Annotated in this window: 15 protein-coding genes and 1 pseudogene; 12 read left to right on the forward strand and 4 right to left on the reverse strand. The window is 42.2% G+C overall.

All coding sequences use genetic code 11. The features are described from left to right. The first annotated feature begins 108 nt into the window (after nucleotides 1–108). The 8 genes and pseudogenes from F885_RS07540 to F885_RS07505 all read left to right on the forward strand — a co-directional run bounded on the left by F885_RS07540 (nucleotide 109) and on the right by F885_RS07505 (nucleotide 7,663). The gene (locus F885_RS07540) at nucleotides 109–939 is read left to right on the forward strand and encodes an inositol monophosphatase family protein (RefSeq protein ID WP_005201241.1); all 831 of its coding nucleotides are present in this window, start codon (nucleotides 109–111) and stop codon (nucleotides 937–939) included. 73 nt (nucleotides 940–1,012) lie between these two features. Next, nucleotides 1,013–1,597, forward strand: a pseudogene (locus F885_RS20905) (shikimate kinase). 465 nt (nucleotides 1,598–2,062) lie between these two features. Then, nucleotides 2,063–4,021, forward strand: a complete 1,959-nt coding sequence (locus F885_RS07530) for a DEAD/DEAH box helicase (RefSeq protein ID WP_005201239.1) — start codon at nucleotides 2,063–2,065, stop codon at nucleotides 4,019–4,021. 419 nt (nucleotides 4,022–4,440) lie between these two features. After that, a complete protein-coding gene (locus F885_RS07525) occupies nucleotides 4,441–5,259 on the forward strand; it encodes an ABC transporter ATP-binding protein (RefSeq protein WP_004804074.1) in 819 nt (272 codons plus the stop codon). Then, nucleotides 5,256–6,035, forward strand: a complete 780-nt coding sequence (gene mlaE / locus F885_RS07520; protein ID WP_004804075.1) for a lipid asymmetry maintenance ABC transporter permease subunit MlaE — start codon at nucleotides 5,256–5,258, stop codon at nucleotides 6,033–6,035. Before F885_RS07525 ends, mlaE begins: the two co-directional genes overlap by 4 nt. Beyond that, the gene (mlaD, locus tag F885_RS07515; protein ID WP_004804077.1) at nucleotides 6,035–6,712 is read left to right on the forward strand and encodes an outer membrane lipid asymmetry maintenance protein MlaD; all 678 of its coding nucleotides are present in this window, start codon (nucleotides 6,035–6,037) and stop codon (nucleotides 6,710–6,712) included. Before mlaE ends, mlaD begins: the two co-directional genes overlap by 1 nt. Nucleotides 6,713–6,731: 19 nt before the next feature. Continuing rightward, a complete protein-coding gene (locus F885_RS07510; protein WP_004804079.1) occupies nucleotides 6,732–7,364 on the forward strand; it encodes an MlaC/ttg2D family ABC transporter substrate-binding protein in 633 nt (210 codons plus the stop codon). An 11-nt stretch (nucleotides 7,365–7,375) separates the two neighbouring features. Continuing rightward, nucleotides 7,376–7,663, forward strand: a complete 288-nt coding sequence (locus F885_RS07505; RefSeq protein ID WP_004657643.1) for an STAS domain-containing protein — start codon at nucleotides 7,376–7,378, stop codon at nucleotides 7,661–7,663. Between the two features lie 45 nt (nucleotides 7,664–7,708). Here F885_RS07505 and F885_RS07500 read toward each other — a convergent pair whose 3' ends face one another. Beyond that, nucleotides 7,709–8,722 (reverse strand): magnesium and cobalt transport protein CorA, encoded by a 1,014-nt coding sequence (locus tag F885_RS07500; RefSeq protein ID WP_004657647.1) that lies wholly within the window; start codon nucleotides 8,720–8,722, stop codon nucleotides 7,709–7,711. 172 nt (nucleotides 8,723–8,894) lie between these two features. Here F885_RS07500 and F885_RS07495 point away from each other — a divergent pair, with 172 nt between their 5' ends. Both F885_RS07495 and F885_RS07490 read left to right on the forward strand, forming a co-directional pair. Beyond that, on the forward strand, nucleotides 8,895–9,479 hold the full coding sequence (locus tag F885_RS07495) for an LOG family protein (protein ID WP_005317951.1): 585 nt from the start codon (nucleotides 8,895–8,897) through the stop codon (nucleotides 9,477–9,479). A gap of 10 nt (nucleotides 9,480–9,489) precedes the next feature. Further along, entirely contained in the window at nucleotides 9,490–9,885 is a 396-nt protein-coding gene (locus F885_RS07490) for an NUDIX hydrolase (protein WP_005317953.1), read from the forward strand. Here F885_RS07490 and F885_RS07485 read toward each other — a convergent pair. After that, nucleotides 9,818–10,522: a ComF family protein gene (locus tag F885_RS07485; protein ID WP_032859477.1), complete on the reverse strand. Its 705-nt coding sequence runs from the start codon at nucleotides 10,520–10,522 to the stop codon at nucleotides 9,818–9,820. The two genes, F885_RS07490 and F885_RS07485, sit on opposite strands and share 68 nt — an antisense overlap. Next, nucleotides 10,515–12,560 (reverse strand): ATP-dependent DNA helicase RecG, encoded by a 2,046-nt coding sequence (gene recG / locus F885_RS07480; protein WP_005317959.1) that lies wholly within the window; start codon nucleotides 12,558–12,560, stop codon nucleotides 10,515–10,517. Before recG ends, F885_RS07485 begins: the two co-directional genes overlap by 8 nt. 18 nt (nucleotides 12,561–12,578) lie before the next feature. Here recG and F885_RS07475 point away from each other — a divergent pair, with 18 nt between their 5' ends. Both F885_RS07475 and F885_RS07470 read left to right on the forward strand, forming a co-directional pair. Then, nucleotides 12,579–13,397, forward strand: coding sequence for an NAD-dependent epimerase/dehydratase family protein (locus tag F885_RS07475; protein ID WP_005317962.1), 819 nt, complete (start codon nucleotides 12,579–12,581; stop codon nucleotides 13,395–13,397). A gap of 126 nt (nucleotides 13,398–13,523) precedes the next feature. Continuing rightward, nucleotides 13,524–14,501 (forward strand): putative solute-binding protein, encoded by a 978-nt coding sequence (locus tag F885_RS07470; protein ID WP_005317965.1) that lies wholly within the window; start codon nucleotides 13,524–13,526, stop codon nucleotides 14,499–14,501. A 185-nt stretch (nucleotides 14,502–14,686) separates the two neighbouring features. Here F885_RS07470 and plsB read toward each other — a convergent pair whose 3' ends face one another. Further along, complete coding sequence (gene plsB / locus F885_RS07465; RefSeq protein WP_005317967.1) at nucleotides 14,687–17,233, reverse strand: glycerol-3-phosphate 1-O-acyltransferase PlsB; 2,547 nt, start codon at nucleotides 17,231–17,233, stop codon at nucleotides 14,687–14,689. Nucleotides 17,234–17,242: the final 9 nt, after the last annotated feature.

A 17,242-nucleotide genomic window follows, 5' to 3' on the forward strand; every position in this document is an offset into this window, starting at 1 on the left:
ATAATTTTTCGCAACATTTTTCCCCTAAAAGCGCTTATATTTGCTAGAATATACGCGCTTTTATGCATTATTCTTTGTCAAAATCTTCAAATTTGTAGTGGGTGTTCAATGGAACCTATGGTGGTTATGGCTGCGCGTGCGGCTCAAACAGTTGGTCAAGAGCTTTTAAAGGCACATCAAAATCGTCATAAACTCGATTTGCAAGTTGAAGAAAAAGGCATCGATGGTCCAGTAACGCGTGTCGATCGTTACTTGGAACAACTTACAATTGATACCCTCCGTAAAAGTTATAAAAACCACAGCTTCCTTGGCGAAGAGTTTGGTATGCAAGAAGGTAAAGGTCACGATGCAGATTGGTGCTGGGTGATTGATCCTTTAGATGGCACACAAAACTTTATTAATGGTTTCCCACATTTTTGTATTTCTATTGCTGTACAGCACAAAGGTGTTACTCAACACGGTGTGATCTATGATCCTGTGCGTGATGAATTATTCTCTGCAAGCCGCGGTCGCGGTGCAGTGATGAACCAACGCCGTATCCGTGTCAATGTAAAAGAAAGCTTAGAAAACACTTTCCTTGCTGTTGGTCATCCATACCGTGCAAAGCGTAATGGCGAAATCGTTTCTTATGCTGAACAACATTTTGCTTCATTATTGGCAGTGACTAAATCTGGCGCACAAATCCGTCGTGGTGGTTCAGCTGCACTTGATTTGGCTTATGTTGCTGCAGGTCGTTTTGATGGTTTCTTTGAGCTTGGTTTAAAGCCATGGGATATCGCTGCAGGTGAGTTGATTGTGAAAGAAGCGGGCGGTGTTATTGTTGATGCTCGTGGTGGCAATGATTCATTGGATAATGGTCAAGTTATTGCTTGTTCACTCAAGATGTTAAAGCCATTGATGCAAACCGTAGTTCCTGCTTGGGGCGATGCTGCAAAATAATTTGCCGAATTCTAAAAAAGCCCTCAATATTTGAGGGCTTTTTTATGCGTTATTCGAAATAAGGTAAAATCAATTGCTTATCTATTTTATTGGTCCAGGTGGTGCTGGTAAGACTGCTGCAGCCAAGTTGCTCTCGGCGGAGTTTGGTTTTGACTACTATGATTTAGATGAATATTTTATGCAAAGTGAAGGAGATATTACTCAGTACATTATTCAACATGGTTAAAAAGAATATGCAGCGCGTAACATTCAGCTTTTTATGCAGCTTCAAATAAAATACGATTTGAATAAAATAATGATCATTGTATGTTCCTCTGGATTTATGGCCTATCCCCATGATATTCAACAAGACTATATGAAAATCAAAGATGAAATAGAGAGCCATATTTTTACTTTTTTAATGTTACCTTCACTCGCATTGGAAACATGTGTTCAAGAAATTGTAGCAAGGCAAATGAATCGAGCTTACTTGAATCCTGTTCGAGCAAAAGAAGAATTAAAGATTAGGCAGCGATTTCAGCTTTATTCGAATTTGAAGTGTCGGGTACTTTTGACGGATCAGATTCCTGATCAAGTTGCTGCAAATGTGAAACAAATACTGGATACTCTTAATAAAGTAAAGCAGGGATCTATCAATCTTAGTTTAACTGTACAATAAGAATGTTAACCAAAGAGTAAGGCATAATAAGTTTTCAACTTGCTGATAATTATGTTTATATTGAAATATAAATTATTTTAAATATGTTGTTTTGAGGTCGTTATTATCGTCTGGATACAAATAATAAAGAGGATGAAATAGAAAAACCTATTAAAAAGGGTGACTTTTAAAATTATTCTGCTATAATCCGCCCACGCACTTAAATTCCAGTTCATTACCTGAACATTCAGTTCTATTCATTATTAGCGCACGCTGTCCGTAGAGAGGACCACATCTTGCGCCCAAATCGCTTAGCGATTCTTCAGGTTGAAGCAGTAATCAAGCGTGCGTTAAGTCCACATCGTCGTTATTCGGATCGCCGCTGAACTTCATCTATTTTTCAGCTTGAGTCGCTTTGCCGCTTGTTGCCGATGTCTATTTTTTAGCATTTATTAAAATGGAGCACCCATTAGGGTGAAACTCTCTATGAGCAAAACTTTTGCCGAATTTTCTTTACACGAAACCTTACAACAAGCGCTTGAAGGTTTAGGTTTTACTACACCAACTCCTGTGCAAGAACAAGCAATTCCCGCTGCATTAGAAGGGAAAGATTTATTAGTTTCGAGCCAAACTGGTTCAGGTAAAACTGCCGCATTTTTATTACCTACGTTAAATGCGTTAGCGGGCGAAGAAGCATTTGTTTCTTTTAAAGACCGTATGAAAGCAGTCACTCAGCCTACAATTTTAGTTATTTCTCCTACGCGTGAATTGGCTCAACAAGTGAGCCAAGACGCAATTGCATTTGTACGTCACATGAAAGGTGTTCGTATTGCTGCAATCATGGGTGGTATGCCTTTTGGTAAGCAAATTCAACAGCTTAAAGGTGCACAAGTTGTCGTTGCGACTCCAGGTCGTTTACTTGATCTTGTAAACCGTCGTCAAATTAAACTTGATAAAGTTGAATCATTAATTGTTGATGAAGCTGACCGTATGCTTGATCTAGGTTTCTCTGAAGATCTAGAGGCAATTGGTGAATTAGCAGCAAACCGTAAACAAACATTAATGTTCTCTGCAACATTTGCGGATCGTATTATCCGTCTTGCTGAACGCATGATGAATGATCCACAACGTATTGCAATTGAAACTGGTCACAGTACCAATACTGATGTAACGCAAACATTGCATTGGACTGATGGTTTCGAACACAAGAAAAAATTACTTACGCATTGGTTGTCTGACGAATCAGTAGATCAAGCTGTTGTATTCGCAAGCACGCAAGAAGATACAGATATGCTTGCTGAAGAATTAGCTGAAGCTGGTCACTCAGTTGTTGCGTTGCACGGTGCAATGCCACAAACCGTTCGTAACCGTCGTTTACGTAGCATTCGTGAAGGTCGTGCAAAAATCTTAGTTGCGACTGATGTTGCAGCACGTGGTTTAGACGTACCAACAATTTCACACGTAATTAACTTCGGTTTACCGATGAAAAACGAAGACTATGTACACCGTATCGGTCGTACAGGTCGTGCTGGTCGTACAGGTCAAGCCGTTACTTTAGCGACTTACCGCGAGCGTGGTAAAATCCGTGCGTTAGAAGATTACTTAGATGCACGTTTAAATGTATCTGAAATTGAAGGTCTTGAGCCATCTCCACCTCCTGCGCGTTCAGGTCGTGATGGTGGTGGTCGTGGCCGTGATGGCGGTGGTCGTGGTCGTGGCGGCCGTGATGGCGGTCGTGGCGGTTTCGGCGGTGGTCGTCGTTTTGAAGGCGAAAGCAATTTCAAACGCCGTGAAGGTGGTGATGACCGTCCACGTCGTAGCTTCGATGACAAGCCTCGTGGCGAACGTCCATCATTTGGTGGTGAAGATCGTCCACGTCGCGAATTCAATTCAGATCGTCCACGCCGTGAAGGTGGTTTCGAAGACCGTCCACGCCGCGAATTCAATTCAGATCGCCCACGCCGTGAAGGTGGTTTTGAAGACCGTCCACGCCGCGAGTTCAACTCTGATCGTCCACGTCGTGAAGGTGGTTTCGAAGACCGTCCAAAGCGTAGTTTTGGTGGTGAAGACCGTCCACGTCGCGAGTTCAACTCTGATCGCCCACGTCGTGAAGGTGGTTTCAATGATAAACCGCGTTTTGATTCGAATGATGACAACCGTGGCAATCGTGTAGATTACAAACCACGTCGTGAAGGTAGCTTCGGCGACCGTCCAAAACGTGATTTTGGTGATCGTCCTGCTCAACGTGAAGGTGGTTTTGGCGACCGTAAGCGTAGCTTCGGTGGTGATGACCGTCCAAAGCGTAGCTTCGGTGGTGAAGATCGTCCAAAACGCAGCTTCGGTGGTGAAGATCGTCCAAAACGTAAGTTTGGTGAAGATAGCCCAGCACGCGGTACACGTGAAGAAACTTTCGGTGGTGACCGTCGTCGCAAAAACGATTTTTAATCGTTAAAAACCGATGAAAACAAGAAGCCAGTTGAAAAACTGGCTTTTTTATTTTGTGTTAGTCATGTAAAATCTAAAAAATGTGTACTAATTCAAATTTTATATAAGAAATGAATAGGGTTAAGCAAAATAAAAGTCTTTTGAGTCAAATGTGGTCTTTCATGTGTAGTGAAGGACTGCCGTGTCTATTCGTCATTCTGATGCTTTGTAATGGCTTGTTCTTTGCCTATGCACTTTTTGATACCAGTCACTCTGATGCTTTTAATGTCAATTCTCAACATACCACTAGCCAAACTGATTCGAAGAATAACTACATAAATTAAATAATCTTCGTACCATCGGTTATCAAAATAAAAACAAGCGTTTAATGTTTCAGTGTATAGTATGCGTGCATAAAAAGTGCAGGAATGAATGCCATTATGAATAACAAATCTCCTCTCGATACCGAAGCCTTAATTGAAGTTAAAAACTTGAGCTTTAATCGAGGAGAACGCGTCATTTATGACGATATCAGTCTTAAAATTCGACGTGGTCAAATTACTGCAATTATGGGACCGTCTGGTACGGGTAAGACGACTTTATTACGTTTGATTGGTGGCCAATTACTTCCTGATCATGGTGAAGTGCTGCTCGACGGTAAAGATATTGCGACAATGTCGCGTCAAGAATTATTCGCTGCACGTGCACGTATGGGAATGCTATTCCAGAGCGGTGCATTATTTACCGATATGTCGACCTATGAAAATGTCGCTTTTCCCATCCGCGCACATACCAAATTACCTGAACATATTATTGCAGAGTTAGTTGCGTTAAAACTCGAATCTGTGGGTTTGCGTGGAGCTGAGCAGTTAATGCCATCAGAGCTTTCAGGCGGGATGAACCGTCGTGTTGCTTTGGCACGTGCGATTGCGTTAGACCCTGAATTGATTATGTACGATGAGCCATTTGCAGGCCAAGATCCGATCGTGATGGGGGTTTTAACCCGCTTAATCCGTTCTTTGCGTGATGCTTTAGATTTAACCACGATTATCGTCTCGCATGATGTTGCAGAAACCTTATCGATTGCTGATTATATTTATGTGGTTGCTGAAGGCAAAATTCAGGGTGAAGGTTCGCCTGAACAATTAAAAAATCATGCATCACCATTTGTACGCCAGTTTTTAACAGGTTCGATTGAGGGACCTGTCGAATATCAATTTACTCACCAAGCATATTTAGATAACGAGGTTCGTCCATGAATGCGATTGCCTGGTTAGGTAGACTCGTTATTGAGCGGATAAAGGGGATTGGTGCTGCGGCACTGATGCTTCTGCAAGTTTTATTTTCCATGCCATCGAAAGGTGGATTTCAGCGCTTTATTTACCAAATGTATCGTGTCGGGGTGATGTCCCTGCTGATTATCGCTGTTTCTGGCTTGTTTATTGGTGCTGTTCTTGGTTTGCAGATGTATAGCATTCTGGTCACCTTTGGTAGTGAGGCAATGCTAGGTACTGCGATTTCATTGACACTATTGCGTGAATTGGCTTCCGTGGTTGCTGCATTGCTCTTCGCAGGTCGTGCCGGTTCAGCATTAACTGCTGAAATTGGTTCCATGAAACAAAGTGAACAACTTGCCAGCATGGAAATGATCGGAGTTGATCCGCTCAGACAAATCGTGTCGCCACGTTTATGGGCGGGAATTGTCAGTCTTCCGATGCTGACTGTGATCTTTGCAACCATTGGTATTATTGGTGGCAAGATGGTGGGTGTTGATTTCTTGGGTGCGGATGAAGGCTCATTCTGGGGCGGTATGCAAAGTAGCGTACAATTCTGGCATGATGTTTTTAACGGCACCATCGTCAAAAGTATTGTATTTGCTTTAATTTGTACATGGGTAGCGGTCTATCAAGGTTATGCTTGTGATCCGACGCCAGAAGGTATCGCGACTGCAATGACCAGAACGGTCGTATATTCTTCACTTTGTGTATTAGGTTTTGATTTCGTGTTGACTGCGGTCATGTTCGGAGGGATTTAATGAAATCACGTACTAGTGAGCTGGCCGTAGGTATTTTTGTCATTATCTTCGGTATCGCTCTATTTTTTCTTGCGATGAAAGTCAGTGGTTTAGTCGGTACTAATTTACGTGATAGCTACAGCATGACAGCGCAGTTTGATAACGTAAACGGTTTAAAAGCACGCGCGAAAGTCACCATGAGTGGTGTAACCATTGGCCGTGTTGAATCGATTACCCTTGATCCAGTGACACGTTTGGCAACTGTAAAATTTGATTTAGATGGTAAGTTGACCAGTTTTAGCCCAGAGCAACTGAAAGAAGTGCAAAAGAATGCACTTGAAGAATTGCGCTATAGCGCTGATTATCAACAAGCTGATGCTGCGAAACAAAAAGAAATGGAACAGCAACTTATTGCTAACATGACCTCCATCACCAGCCTTGATGAAGATGCTTATATTATGGTTGCAACCAATGGTCTATTGGGTGAGAAATATTTGAAAGTTGTCCCAGGTGGTGGTGTGAACTACTTAAAACGTGGTGATGTAGTTTCAAATACCCAAGGTACAATGGATTTAGAAGATTTAATCAGTAAGTTTATTACTGGTGGTGCTGGTAAAGCCACATCGAGCTCAACAGCGACAGAAAGTCCAGCTTCAAAGCCAGCGGCGACTGAAGCAGAACCCTCTTTTGTTGAGTAATTCAGGTTAGGAGATTGAAGTGAACACATTATTGAAACAAACTCTAACAGCAAGCGTATTATCAACAATGCTTGCAAGTGCAGCATTTGCAGCACCAACAGAGACCCCACCTGATTTTGTTAAGCGCGTAGCTGATGGCTTGATTACTCGTTTAAAAGCAGATAATGCAAAATTACAGAATAATCCAGCTCTGGTCAGAACGATTATTCGTCAGAATCTTGACCCATATGTGGACTCACAAGCATTTACCCGTATTGTGTTAGGGACGTATGCGAATAACCAATACACCAATGCTGCTCAACGTGCTCAGTTTGAACAAAACTTCCGTGCGGTCATTATTGAGAACTATGGTGGTGCTTTCGCTAAATATACCAACGAAAGCTACACGATGCGTCCGTTTAAATCGACCAACAGTAAAAACCCTGTGGTTACTTTAGACTTCTTGCACAATGGTGAAAAAATTCCAGTATCGTTCCAGTTAACCGACAAAGGTGATCAATGGAAGGTACGTAATATCAATGTGTCTGGTATTGACCTTGGTTTGCAATTCCGTAATCAGTTTGCGGCAACGGTTCAACGTAATGGTGGTGACATCAATAAAGCGATTGCAACATTTAAACCAGATGCAGATGCTGCTGTTAGCAAAAAATAAGTAGGTGACGGGTGATTCAATATATTGATCAGCAATTAATTGTGTCGAAGACAATTAATTTTGAAAATGCAGAACAGATCTATCAGGCTGGTTTAAAGCATATTCAGCAACATCAGAATTTTCCTTTGGTTGTTGATTTGGCCCAGCTTGAACAAGGCAATACTTTATCTTTGGCGGTGTTGGTGCAATGGTTGCGTCAAACCCCTGAAAATAAAGGTCTGCACTTTAAAAATGTGTCTGAGAAGATGTTGAAAATCATCCAAGCTTGCCATTTACAAGATGATTTAAAATTAATTTGATCAAAATCTTGTCGAAATAAAAAAGCACCGTCAGGTGCTTTTTTATTAAATCCATTTTTTCCAACGGAAGTAAAACATTGGCAAGACGAGGAAGGCCATCAGAATACCAATCACAATCCAAAAACTGAGGCTGCCATGCGCAAAGGGTAGCACATCGGTGTTCATCCCATAAATACTCGCGATCAGCATTGGGGGCGCAAGCATACTGGGTAAAATCGAGAATCGACGAATCGTGTCGTTCTGCTCAGTATTAATGAATCCAGAAGTGGTATCCAGTAAGAATCTTACTTTTTGGAATAAGAATGCATCATGTTCGACTAGAGAGCGAACGTCTTCACTCAACTCGCGAATGTCGGCATCATAAATGTGACTGCCTAATGCACGTGGACGTGCTAAAAAGGTCAAGACACGACGTAAATCAATTAAACACAGCTGCGCCTTTCCCAGCATATCTTCTTGCTGGGCTAAGCGCGTAATCATGTCATCAAGGTCTAAAATTTTCTCGCGATGATGATTATTCAGAACTTCCGTGGAATATCGTTCTAAGTCCTTGTGGATATCTTCCAAGATATCCGCAAGCTCATCTAGTTTCGCTTCAAGTAGGCCAAGCAATATCCATGTGGGATCTTTATAATCCATATCATAGTCATTACGACGCGCGCGGGCACGAAAGGCACGGAAGGCAACCAACTTTTCACCACGCATGGTAAATAAGCGATCTTTATGCAAAATAAATGCAACCGTTTGTACCATTGCTAACATGGGTAAGGAGTCGTCAGTATCACCATCGACTTGAAAGTTTTTATTCTTTGTTAAAAAATAGGTACTGATATGCAAAATTCCATCATCATCACGGTAAAATCGTGCAGATGAGGAAATATCTTCAAGCGACTTTAGGGTCGGTAAGTTTCGGTCATACGCATCCAGAACCCATTGTTGTTCTTCTTGGGAAGGGGCGATGAGATCAATCCAGACCAGTTCGGGGTGGAGATCGAAACCTCCGTTGATGGTTGCATCTTCTAGACTACCGCGCTCTGTGGCATAAAAGGCTTCAAGCATGTCTTTTTTCCTCGCGCAGTCGGTGTAATGTTTTCGGTCGTTTACCGAAAAGCAGGGTGTATTTTAGACAAGGATGAAACGAAAAACACTTGCCTAAACGTTATTTTCTCAAAAATCTTGTTACATAGCCTACTTTATCAGCATGACAGTTATATAAAACGGTTTTAATTGTATGAATTCTATATGTGTTTTCTGTGGTTCTTCTCTCGGTAATGATCCCATTTATCAGCAAATGGCGCAGGCAACGGGTCAGGCAATTGCGGCACAAGGTCAAACCTTGGTTTACGGTGGTGGCCGTTCTGGTCTAATGGGAGTGGTCGCCAATAGTGCATTACAGGCAGGTGGGCGAGTTATCGGGGTGATTCCCGATGCTTTGGTCGATCGAGAACTAGCACATACGGGCTTAACTGAATTGCATATCGTTAAAAATATGCATGAGCGTAAAACTAAAATGGCTGAGCTATCCGATGCCTTTGTGGCTTTACCGGGTGGTGCTGGAACACTGGAAGAAATTTTTGAGCAATGGACCTGGAGTCAGTTAGGAATCCATCAGAAACCATGCGCATTTTTAAATGTTGACGGCTTCTATGATGGTTTGATCCAGATGATTCAGGGCTCTGTTGAGCGCGGCTTTAGTCAGGAACGTTTTGTCGATAAGTTGATTGTGGCGGAACAAATTGAGGATATTCTTACGGCATTTTCAAATTATCAGCCAGCGACACCGAAATGGATGTCGACTGCTGAAATTCAGGCTTGAGGATCAATGAGTGAAAATTATCACCGTCGCGGCTGCCGTGATTTTGAATGAACAAAATCAATTGTTATTAGTACGCAAGCAAAACACACATGCATTTATGCAAGTGGGCGGCAAATTGGAAATGGATGAAGCACCTGAAATCACGATGCAACGTGAGATTTTGGAGGAAATTGGTTGTGAATGTGAGCTGAAACAATTCATTGGTCGTTTCGAAACAGCTGCAGCCAATGAACCCGATCATGTTTTGGTAAGTTATGTGTATGCCGTTGAATTAAAACAGCCACCGCAAATTGCAGCCGAAATCGCAGAAATGAAATGGATTGATTTAGATGATCAATTTACTTTACTTGCGCCCTTAACGAAAGAAATTGTGATTCCGTGGTGTCAGCAAAATCAAATGAATTAGTTTGTTGTACTTGTGCGGCTGCTATGCAGGCACTATAGATTTGTTGGCAGCCGAGTTGGGTCAGTACCTTAGATAAAGCACGAATTGAACTGCCTGTGGTCAGGACATCATCGAGAATAAGGACTTTGCGATAACGAATTGAGTTAGGCGGTGCTGCCACAAATTGTTGCTCAATATCTTCCATACGCTCTAAGCGTGACAAGCCTTTTTGTGAGTGTTGAGCCAAGCGTTGTACTGGCTGCCACACGGGAACATTCAGGTGAGCGCTTAGTGTCTTGGCCAATAGCAGGGCTTGATTAAAACCACGTTCTGTTAGGCGATCAATCGAAATAGGCATCGGTACAATCGCATGTACTTTAGGAAGTCTGAGTTGTAATAGCAGGCCATCTAATATTCTCTGATGATGCAGTTTCTGCTCGTATTTGAATTGTTGAATCAAGCGATCAATTGGATATTGATAATGGCAAGCAACCAAGACTTGTTGCTGGTTACGTTCAATGCTTTGCTTCAACCAAGGCAGTTGTTGCCAGCAACTGTGGCATACACCAAACTGACGCTTCATGCCGATATCACAAAGATTACAAGGCGTAAAATAATCAAAAAGCTGCTGTGCTGATGTGCCAAGTCGTTTAAACATAGGCATATCTTGGGGCCTCAGGCAGCCAGCGCTTGAGTAGTCCTTCGGCATGTTGTGGATAGTCCTTTAGAATTTGCTCTGCCACATAATGTGCTTGAGTAAGCAAATGATCATCACGTTCTAAACGTGCCACGCGAAAGCCAATATCTCCGGTTTGTTTGGTGCCGAGTAATTCTCCCGGACCTCGAATTTCCAAATCCTTTTCTGCGATCACAAAGCCATCATTGCTCTCGCGTAAAATCGAAAGCCGTTCCTGCCCATTCTGCGATAATGGGGTTTTATACAGTAGTGCACAAAAACTGGCGGTTGCACCACGCCCAACCCGTCCACGTAATTGATGTAATTGGGAAAGGCCCAAGCGCTCGGCATTTTCAATCACCATGATCGACGCATTAGGGACATCGACCCCGACTTCAATCACGGTGGTGGCAATTAACAGTTGGGATTGATTGTCTTTAAACGCTTGCATCACCGCTTGTTTTTCATCGGCCTTCATTTTGCCGTGAACCAAACCAATGTTGATGTCTGGAAAGCGTTCTTTAATTTCTTGATAGGTGGCTTCAGCCGCTTGCGCATCTAGCGTTTCGGATTGCTCTACCAAAGTACAGACCCAATAAGCTTGTTTACCTTCACGACAATTGCTGGCGATGCGTTGCAATACCTGTTCACGACGCTCTAGGGGAATGGTTACGGTTTGAATCGGGGTTCGCCCAGGGGGTAACTCATCAATAATCGAGGTGTCTAAATCCCCATATGCGCTCATGGCTAAAGTACGAGGAATCGGTGTTGCGGTCATGACCAATTGATGCGGGGTAAATTGATCGGCACCTTTATTTCTTAAGGCAAGACGCTGGTCGACGCCAAAACGATGCTGCTCATCGATAATGACCAAGCCGAGTTTGGAGAATCCCACGGTATCTTGGAACAAGGCATGGGTACCCACAATTAGTTGGGCATGACCTTCTTTAATCTGTTGTTCAGCTTGGGTTCGGGCTTTGCCTTTTTGTTTGCCTGACAGCCATGCGACTTGAATACCTAAAGGCTCAAACCAGCGTTTAAAGTTTAAATAATGCTGTTCAGCTAAAATCTCAGTCGGTGCCATAAGCGCCACTTGCCAATCCGCTTCTAGCGCATGACAGGCTGCTACTGCTGCTACCAAGGTTTTGCCTGCACCGACATCGCCTTGAACCAAGCGTAACATCGGCTGATCTTGTTTCAGATCTTGTAAAATTTCTTTGGACACCCGCTTTTGTGCATTGGTCATTTGGAAGGGCAAGCCTTCCAAGAGCTTCTTTGCCAGCACTTTACTGCTGCTAAAGCGAGGTGCAGAAATTTGCCGAATATAGGCACGTCGGGTGAGTAAACTGATTTGGTGGGCAACCAGTTCTTCAAAAATCAGGCGTTGTTGTGCAGGATGCGAACCTTGATTGAGTTGCAGCATATTGGCATTAAGCGGCGGCTCGTGGATGTAATGGAGCGCTTGTTTAAGCTCATAGCCATTGCTGTATTTGCTGGGCAGTAATTCAGGTAAGTCATCACTATGATGCTGCAAGGCTTGGCGGACGTATTCACGCAGCTTGGGTTGAGTTAAACCTTCAGTGCTGGGGTAAATCGCAGTGAGTTGTGTCTTGGGTAAAGCAGTATGTTGCTGGATTACTTGAATTTCAGGATGATACAACTCCAAACCCCGTGCACCAACGCGAACTTCACCAAAAATCCGTAATCGTTGCCCCATTTGGATGCGATCAGTCAGAGCTTTATAAATATGGTAAAAGCGCAAGGTTACCTTGCCAAAATCATCTTGTAGCAGAGCTGCGAGGGATTTCTTTTTTCCTGGAGGGAAATCGACAGAACGGACTTCACCTTCAAGCAAGTAACTTCGTCCAACGATCAGCTGATTCATTGGAATAATAGTGCTACGATCTTCATAGTCACGGGGAAGATGGAATAACAAATCATCCGTGCTAAAAATATGAAGCTTTTCTAAGAGGGTCGCTGCGGCAGCACCAACGCCTTGTAATTGCTGAACTGATGTCATCTCTGCTCAAAGGTGTGTATGCATATTTTATTTATTGGTTATGGTAAAACATCTCAGCGTGTCGCTAAACACTTATTTGAGCAAGGTCACCACATTAGCACAATTAGTCGCAGTGAAAAAACAGATTGTTACGCGACGCATTATATTCAGGATATTCATCAGCTGGATTTAAGTAAACTGCCACCTGTTGATATGGTGTATGTGATATTGGCCCCTGCACAGAGTGGTATAGCGGCCTATCAGCAAACCTATCTCGACAGTGTACTGCCCATTGTTAACGCACTCAAAGGACATCCCGTAAAACGTATTGTCGTGGTGTCCTCGACTCGGGTGTATGGCGAAAATGCAGGAGAGCGAATTGATGATGAATCGCTGATACAGCCTGCTGATGAGCAAGGGCGCATTCTTCGGGAGATGGAATTACTTTGGCAAGCGCATTATCCGCAGCAGAGTATTATTGTTCGCCCGACTGGTATTTACGGGACTTCAATCGCCCGGCTCAAAAAAATGGCAGAACAGAGTCTAACTTATCCCGCAATCCATTTTAGTAATCGCATTCATATTGATGATTTAGCAAAGTTTTTAGCGCTATTAGTTAATTTAGCTAAAGTTGAAGCAAGTTATATCATTAGCAATAATACACCACTACCAATGCACGAAATATTATGGTGGTTTCAACAGCAACTTCATGTAAAACCCTTAAAACTAGTATCAGAACAACACACTGGCAAGCGAATTTACGCGACACGATTAGTTGAGATTGATTTTAAATTTGACCATTTGATTTGCTTTAATGACTATGCAGCGGCTTTATTGGTACATAGTAATGAAAAATAATTAGATTAGACTGTAAAGAAAGTTTAAAGAGTTGGTATGTATTTTGAATTATAAATACCAATAGATTCCTGAAAGGAACCGCCTAAATTAAGCACATGGGTTTGCGGCGAGGCGTAAAGGTGATACATGAGAAAAATAATTTGCATGATCTTATTCGGGTTGATCACAACCACTAGCTGGGCTGTTGAGCAATCTTGGTGCGTATTTGATCCTTTAAGTACAAAGGGTGATATCAGTCGTCGTCTACAAGATATCCGTTTGTATGCGCTACAGAATCAAGTTCAATTAAATTTTCAAACTTTTAAGAATGAAAATGAGGCGATACAAGCTTTTGACCAACGTAAATGTTCAGGCTTGGTGGCATCCAACTTTAATACCTATCGCTATAATCGTTTTATGGGGACAACGGGGGGGATTGGTTTGATTCCCAATAATCGTGTTGCCAGAGTCTTTTTACAGCTTTTAAATAATAGCAATGTGGAAAAGCGTATGGTCGGGGCAGATTATGAAATGCTGGGTATGATCCCGATCGGTACAGCTTATATGATCATGAATACGCAACAGATCAATAAGGTGTCTCAATTAAAAAATAAAACTATTGGTATTTTGGAGAATAATCCACCACAGCAAGCCTTGGTGCAAAGTGTAGGTGCTAAACCTGTCTATGTCGATTTTTCCAATGCGGTGGAATCCTTCAAACAGAAAAAAATTGATATTTTGGCTGCACCTGCCTATGGGATATTGCCGTATAACTTGAAAAAAGAGTTTGGTGCAGACACGCAGGTCGTTAACTTTCCTATGGCATATTTTGCGATGAATATCGTGATTCGACCACAAGTCTACCCAGCAGGCTTTGGTCATCAAATACGATCTTGGTTTGTACGCAACAGCAATGTGCTTGCTGCACAAGCCATTCAATGGGAAAATCATTTACCAGCCTATTACTGGGCTGATATCTCTGGTTATGAGAAACAGGGCTATGACGCGATGGTGGTCAAAATTCGGAATCGTTATGTCGACTCTGGTTATTATGATGCGTATTTTGTTTCGCTGATTAAACGCCTTAGATGTTTGGATGATCCGAAGTATTTAGAGTGTCGTTAGCGTATTAAAAAAGGCAACCGAAGTTTGTAATATTGATCAGTGAATAATAATTCTGTGATGACTGATTTAAAGTCTCCCCTAACACCTCTTTAAAAAGAGGGGAATTATTGAGAATCTCAGATGATTTTAGATTTCTGAAACCCCCTCCTTTGAAAAAGGAGGGTTGGGGAGGATTTATTCTGCTTTTAAGCTTTTTTGCGTTTTAAGCGGCGTTTGGCTTGTTGAGATGCCATAGCCTCTAATGCTTCAGCCAATTCCTCATCACTAAATGTAGTGATGTGCTGCAACATTTGTAGCGTTGTCTCATCTAAGACCAACTGTGCACCTGCGGCCATTTCACTGAAGTTATCATCATATTCAATGAAACCTTGCTCATTATTACGAATATAATTTTGTTGAGTGAGGACCTTAATAAAGCTTTGGAATAAGGCTTTATCAAAGAATTCTGGTGAGTTGAATTCATACAGCACAGATAAGCGTTGACCTAAGAGGTGACTCAGCTCTTCAACTTGCTTGGTTGAAATGTTGCCTGAACCGCGCTGAGTAATCAGTGCCAGTGTCATGTAATAGCGTTCTAAACTTTGCTTTACTGGTAGAGCTAAAGTGACAAGCTTTTGATGTTCTTCACTATTTGGCGTTGGACTGAATAAATTGCCGTCATGATCTTGGAAAATCAAACCAATCTGAACCAAGGCATCGATATAATTATCAATCTGCTTTTGTAGATCAGCAGCTTCCCATTTCATGAATAATTCAGCTTTTAAGAACGGATACAAGGTACGGATCACATTACTTAAATCATTCTTGTGAATTTTACCATTGTGCTCAACCAGCGAAGCCACCAATGACGGTAATACAAAGGCATGCAAAATATTGTTGCGGAAGTAAGTCAGCAATATCGCTTGATTATCTTCAATCGCAATAATATCGCCTAACACATGTTGTACACGTTTGATTAACTTGAGTTTGAGACCATAAGCAATAATCTCTTTACCTGACAATGAGGTCACTTGCGTGCGCTCATCATATGGTCGTTGTGTTGCCAAGTCACGGTAGATATCAAGCTGTTTAGCACAGATTTCTTCATCTAAAGTGTGCTTTGGTGTTGCCAATAGAATTAACGACAGTAATGACACAGGGTTGATGACGACAGCGCGGTTGATGTTTTCTAAAATCAGATTGGCTGAGCTTGCAACGACATTGGAAATCTCTGTGGTGCTTGCGGTATCCGCCTGAATATTCTCTGCACCTTGTTGTTTTAAAATATCATTCAGAAATACAGGTTCGCCAAAGTTGACATGCACTTTACCGAAGATACGTTCAATTTTACGTAAGGTTTTCACGATACCAAAAATGGATTCCGCTTCTTTCGGTTGACCTTGCATTTCGCCAACATAGGTTGAGCCTTCCATCAGGCGCTCATAACCAATATAGGTCGGTACAAAGACGATCGGCTTTGCAGGACCACGTAAATGACCTTGAATGGTCATCGCTAGCATCCCAGTTTTAGGTGGGAGTAAGCGACCTGTACGTGAGCGACCACCTTCAATAAAGTATTCGATGGGCGTATTGCGCGATAAAATGCTGTATAAATATTCTTTAAATACAGAAGTATAAAGTGCATTGCCGCGGAAAGAACGGCGAATAAAGAATGCACCACCACCACGTAATAACTGACCCACAAATGGTAGATTGAGGTTATCACCTGCGGCAATATACGGAATCATCAAGCCACGTTTATAAATCACATAAGACAATAGTAAATAGTCGATATGGCTACGGTGACATGGGGTGTAAACGATTTCGTAGTCTTTTGCGAGCTCACGTACGGTACTGAAATTATGTACCTCTACGCCGTCATAAAGCTGTGTCCATAAACGGGTTAAGGCCATATCGGCAAAACGTACTGCAGATGCCGAATAGTCAGACACGATTTCATTGACATAGCCAATGGCACGACGTTCAGCTTCGAGCATACTGATTTTATGCTGAATACTTTCACGACGAATGGCATCTTGTACCTCAGCTGACTTCACTACCGATTGCATCACATTGCGACGGTCTGATAAGTCAGGACCAAGCACCACTTCACGTTGTTGATCTAAATAGGTATCTAAAGAACTTGCAATATAGGTTGCAGGCGAGATATTTGGATGGTTGGTCTTGGCATAATCTACCAACTCACGCAAAGATTGAGGCTCATGGAACTCTAAATAAGACTGGCGACCATGCAAGCCAATATTCATCAGTTGTTTAACTGTCCCTGGTGTTGCCCAAGTATCTGAAAATAATAATTTGAACCAAGAGTCTTCTTTGTCTGGCGAACGGCCCCAAAGTACGGTCACAGGTACAAGCTGAATATCAATATCAGTTTGTTGTTCTAAGGCTTCAACCAGTTGTAACAAGCGAGGTGGGAAAGTTTGAGTATTAAAAAAATTGTTTTCGTTATGATGTAAAAACAAGACTGAATTTTTTTCTTGATAGCTCCCAAAACTCAATGGGTCTAAGGCTGGTTTTAAATTGAGACGACGGGTTTCACCATCAACCACCAATGCATTACTACGTGAATAATTTTGTAAAACATAGCAAACTAACTTATTTGAATCGGTTGTGTTTTGCTCTGTTGTGGTGGATTCTGTAGGAACTTCACCAAGAACATGTGGGGTTACCACAAGGTCAAGTAACTTACTCGAAAGTTGGCGATACATTTGACCAAATCCAGTCTTGGACATTACAAACTC

This window comes from Acinetobacter higginsii (assembly GCF_000369845.1).
Classification (GTDB): domain Bacteria; phylum Pseudomonadota; class Gammaproteobacteria; order Pseudomonadales; family Moraxellaceae; genus Acinetobacter; species Acinetobacter higginsii.

Bases quoted from the DNA above. Each gene is read 5' to 3' on its own strand.
- mlaE (WP_004804075.1), top strand. From the start codon at position 5,256: ATGAATGCGATTGCCTGGTTAGGTAGACTCGTTATTGAGCGGATAAAG.
- F885_RS07530 (WP_005201239.1), top strand. From the start codon at position 2,063: ATGAGCAAAACTTTTGCCGAATTTTCTTTACACGAAACCTTACAACAA.
- F885_RS07485 (WP_032859477.1), bottom strand. From the start codon at position 10,522: ATGTTTAAACGACTTGGCACATCAGCACAGCAGCTTTTTGATTATTTT.
- F885_RS07495 (WP_005317951.1), top strand. From the start codon at position 8,895: ATGAATTCTATATGTGTTTTCTGTGGTTCTTCTCTCGGTAATGATCCC.
- F885_RS07540 (WP_005201241.1), top strand. From the start codon at position 109: ATGGAACCTATGGTGGTTATGGCTGCGCGTGCGGCTCAAACAGTTGGT.
- F885_RS07525 (WP_004804074.1), top strand. From the start codon at position 4,441: ATGAATAACAAATCTCCTCTCGATACCGAAGCCTTAATTGAAGTTAAA.
- plsB (WP_005317967.1), bottom strand. From the start codon at position 17,233: ATGTCCAAGACTGGATTTGGTCAAATGTATCGCCAACTTTCGAGTAAG.
- recG (WP_005317959.1), bottom strand. From the start codon at position 12,560: ATGACATCAGTTCAGCAATTACAAGGCGTTGGTGCTGCCGCAGCGACC.
- F885_RS07475 (WP_005317962.1), top strand. From the start codon at position 12,579: ATGCATATTTTATTTATTGGTTATGGTAAAACATCTCAGCGTGTCGCT.
- F885_RS07470 (WP_005317965.1), top strand. From the start codon at position 13,524: ATGAGAAAAATAATTTGCATGATCTTATTCGGGTTGATCACAACCACT.
- mlaD (WP_004804077.1), top strand. From the start codon at position 6,035: ATGAAATCACGTACTAGTGAGCTGGCCGTAGGTATTTTTGTCATTATC.
- F885_RS07500 (WP_004657647.1), bottom strand. From the start codon at position 8,722: ATGCTTGAAGCCTTTTATGCCACAGAGCGCGGTAGTCTAGAAGATGCA.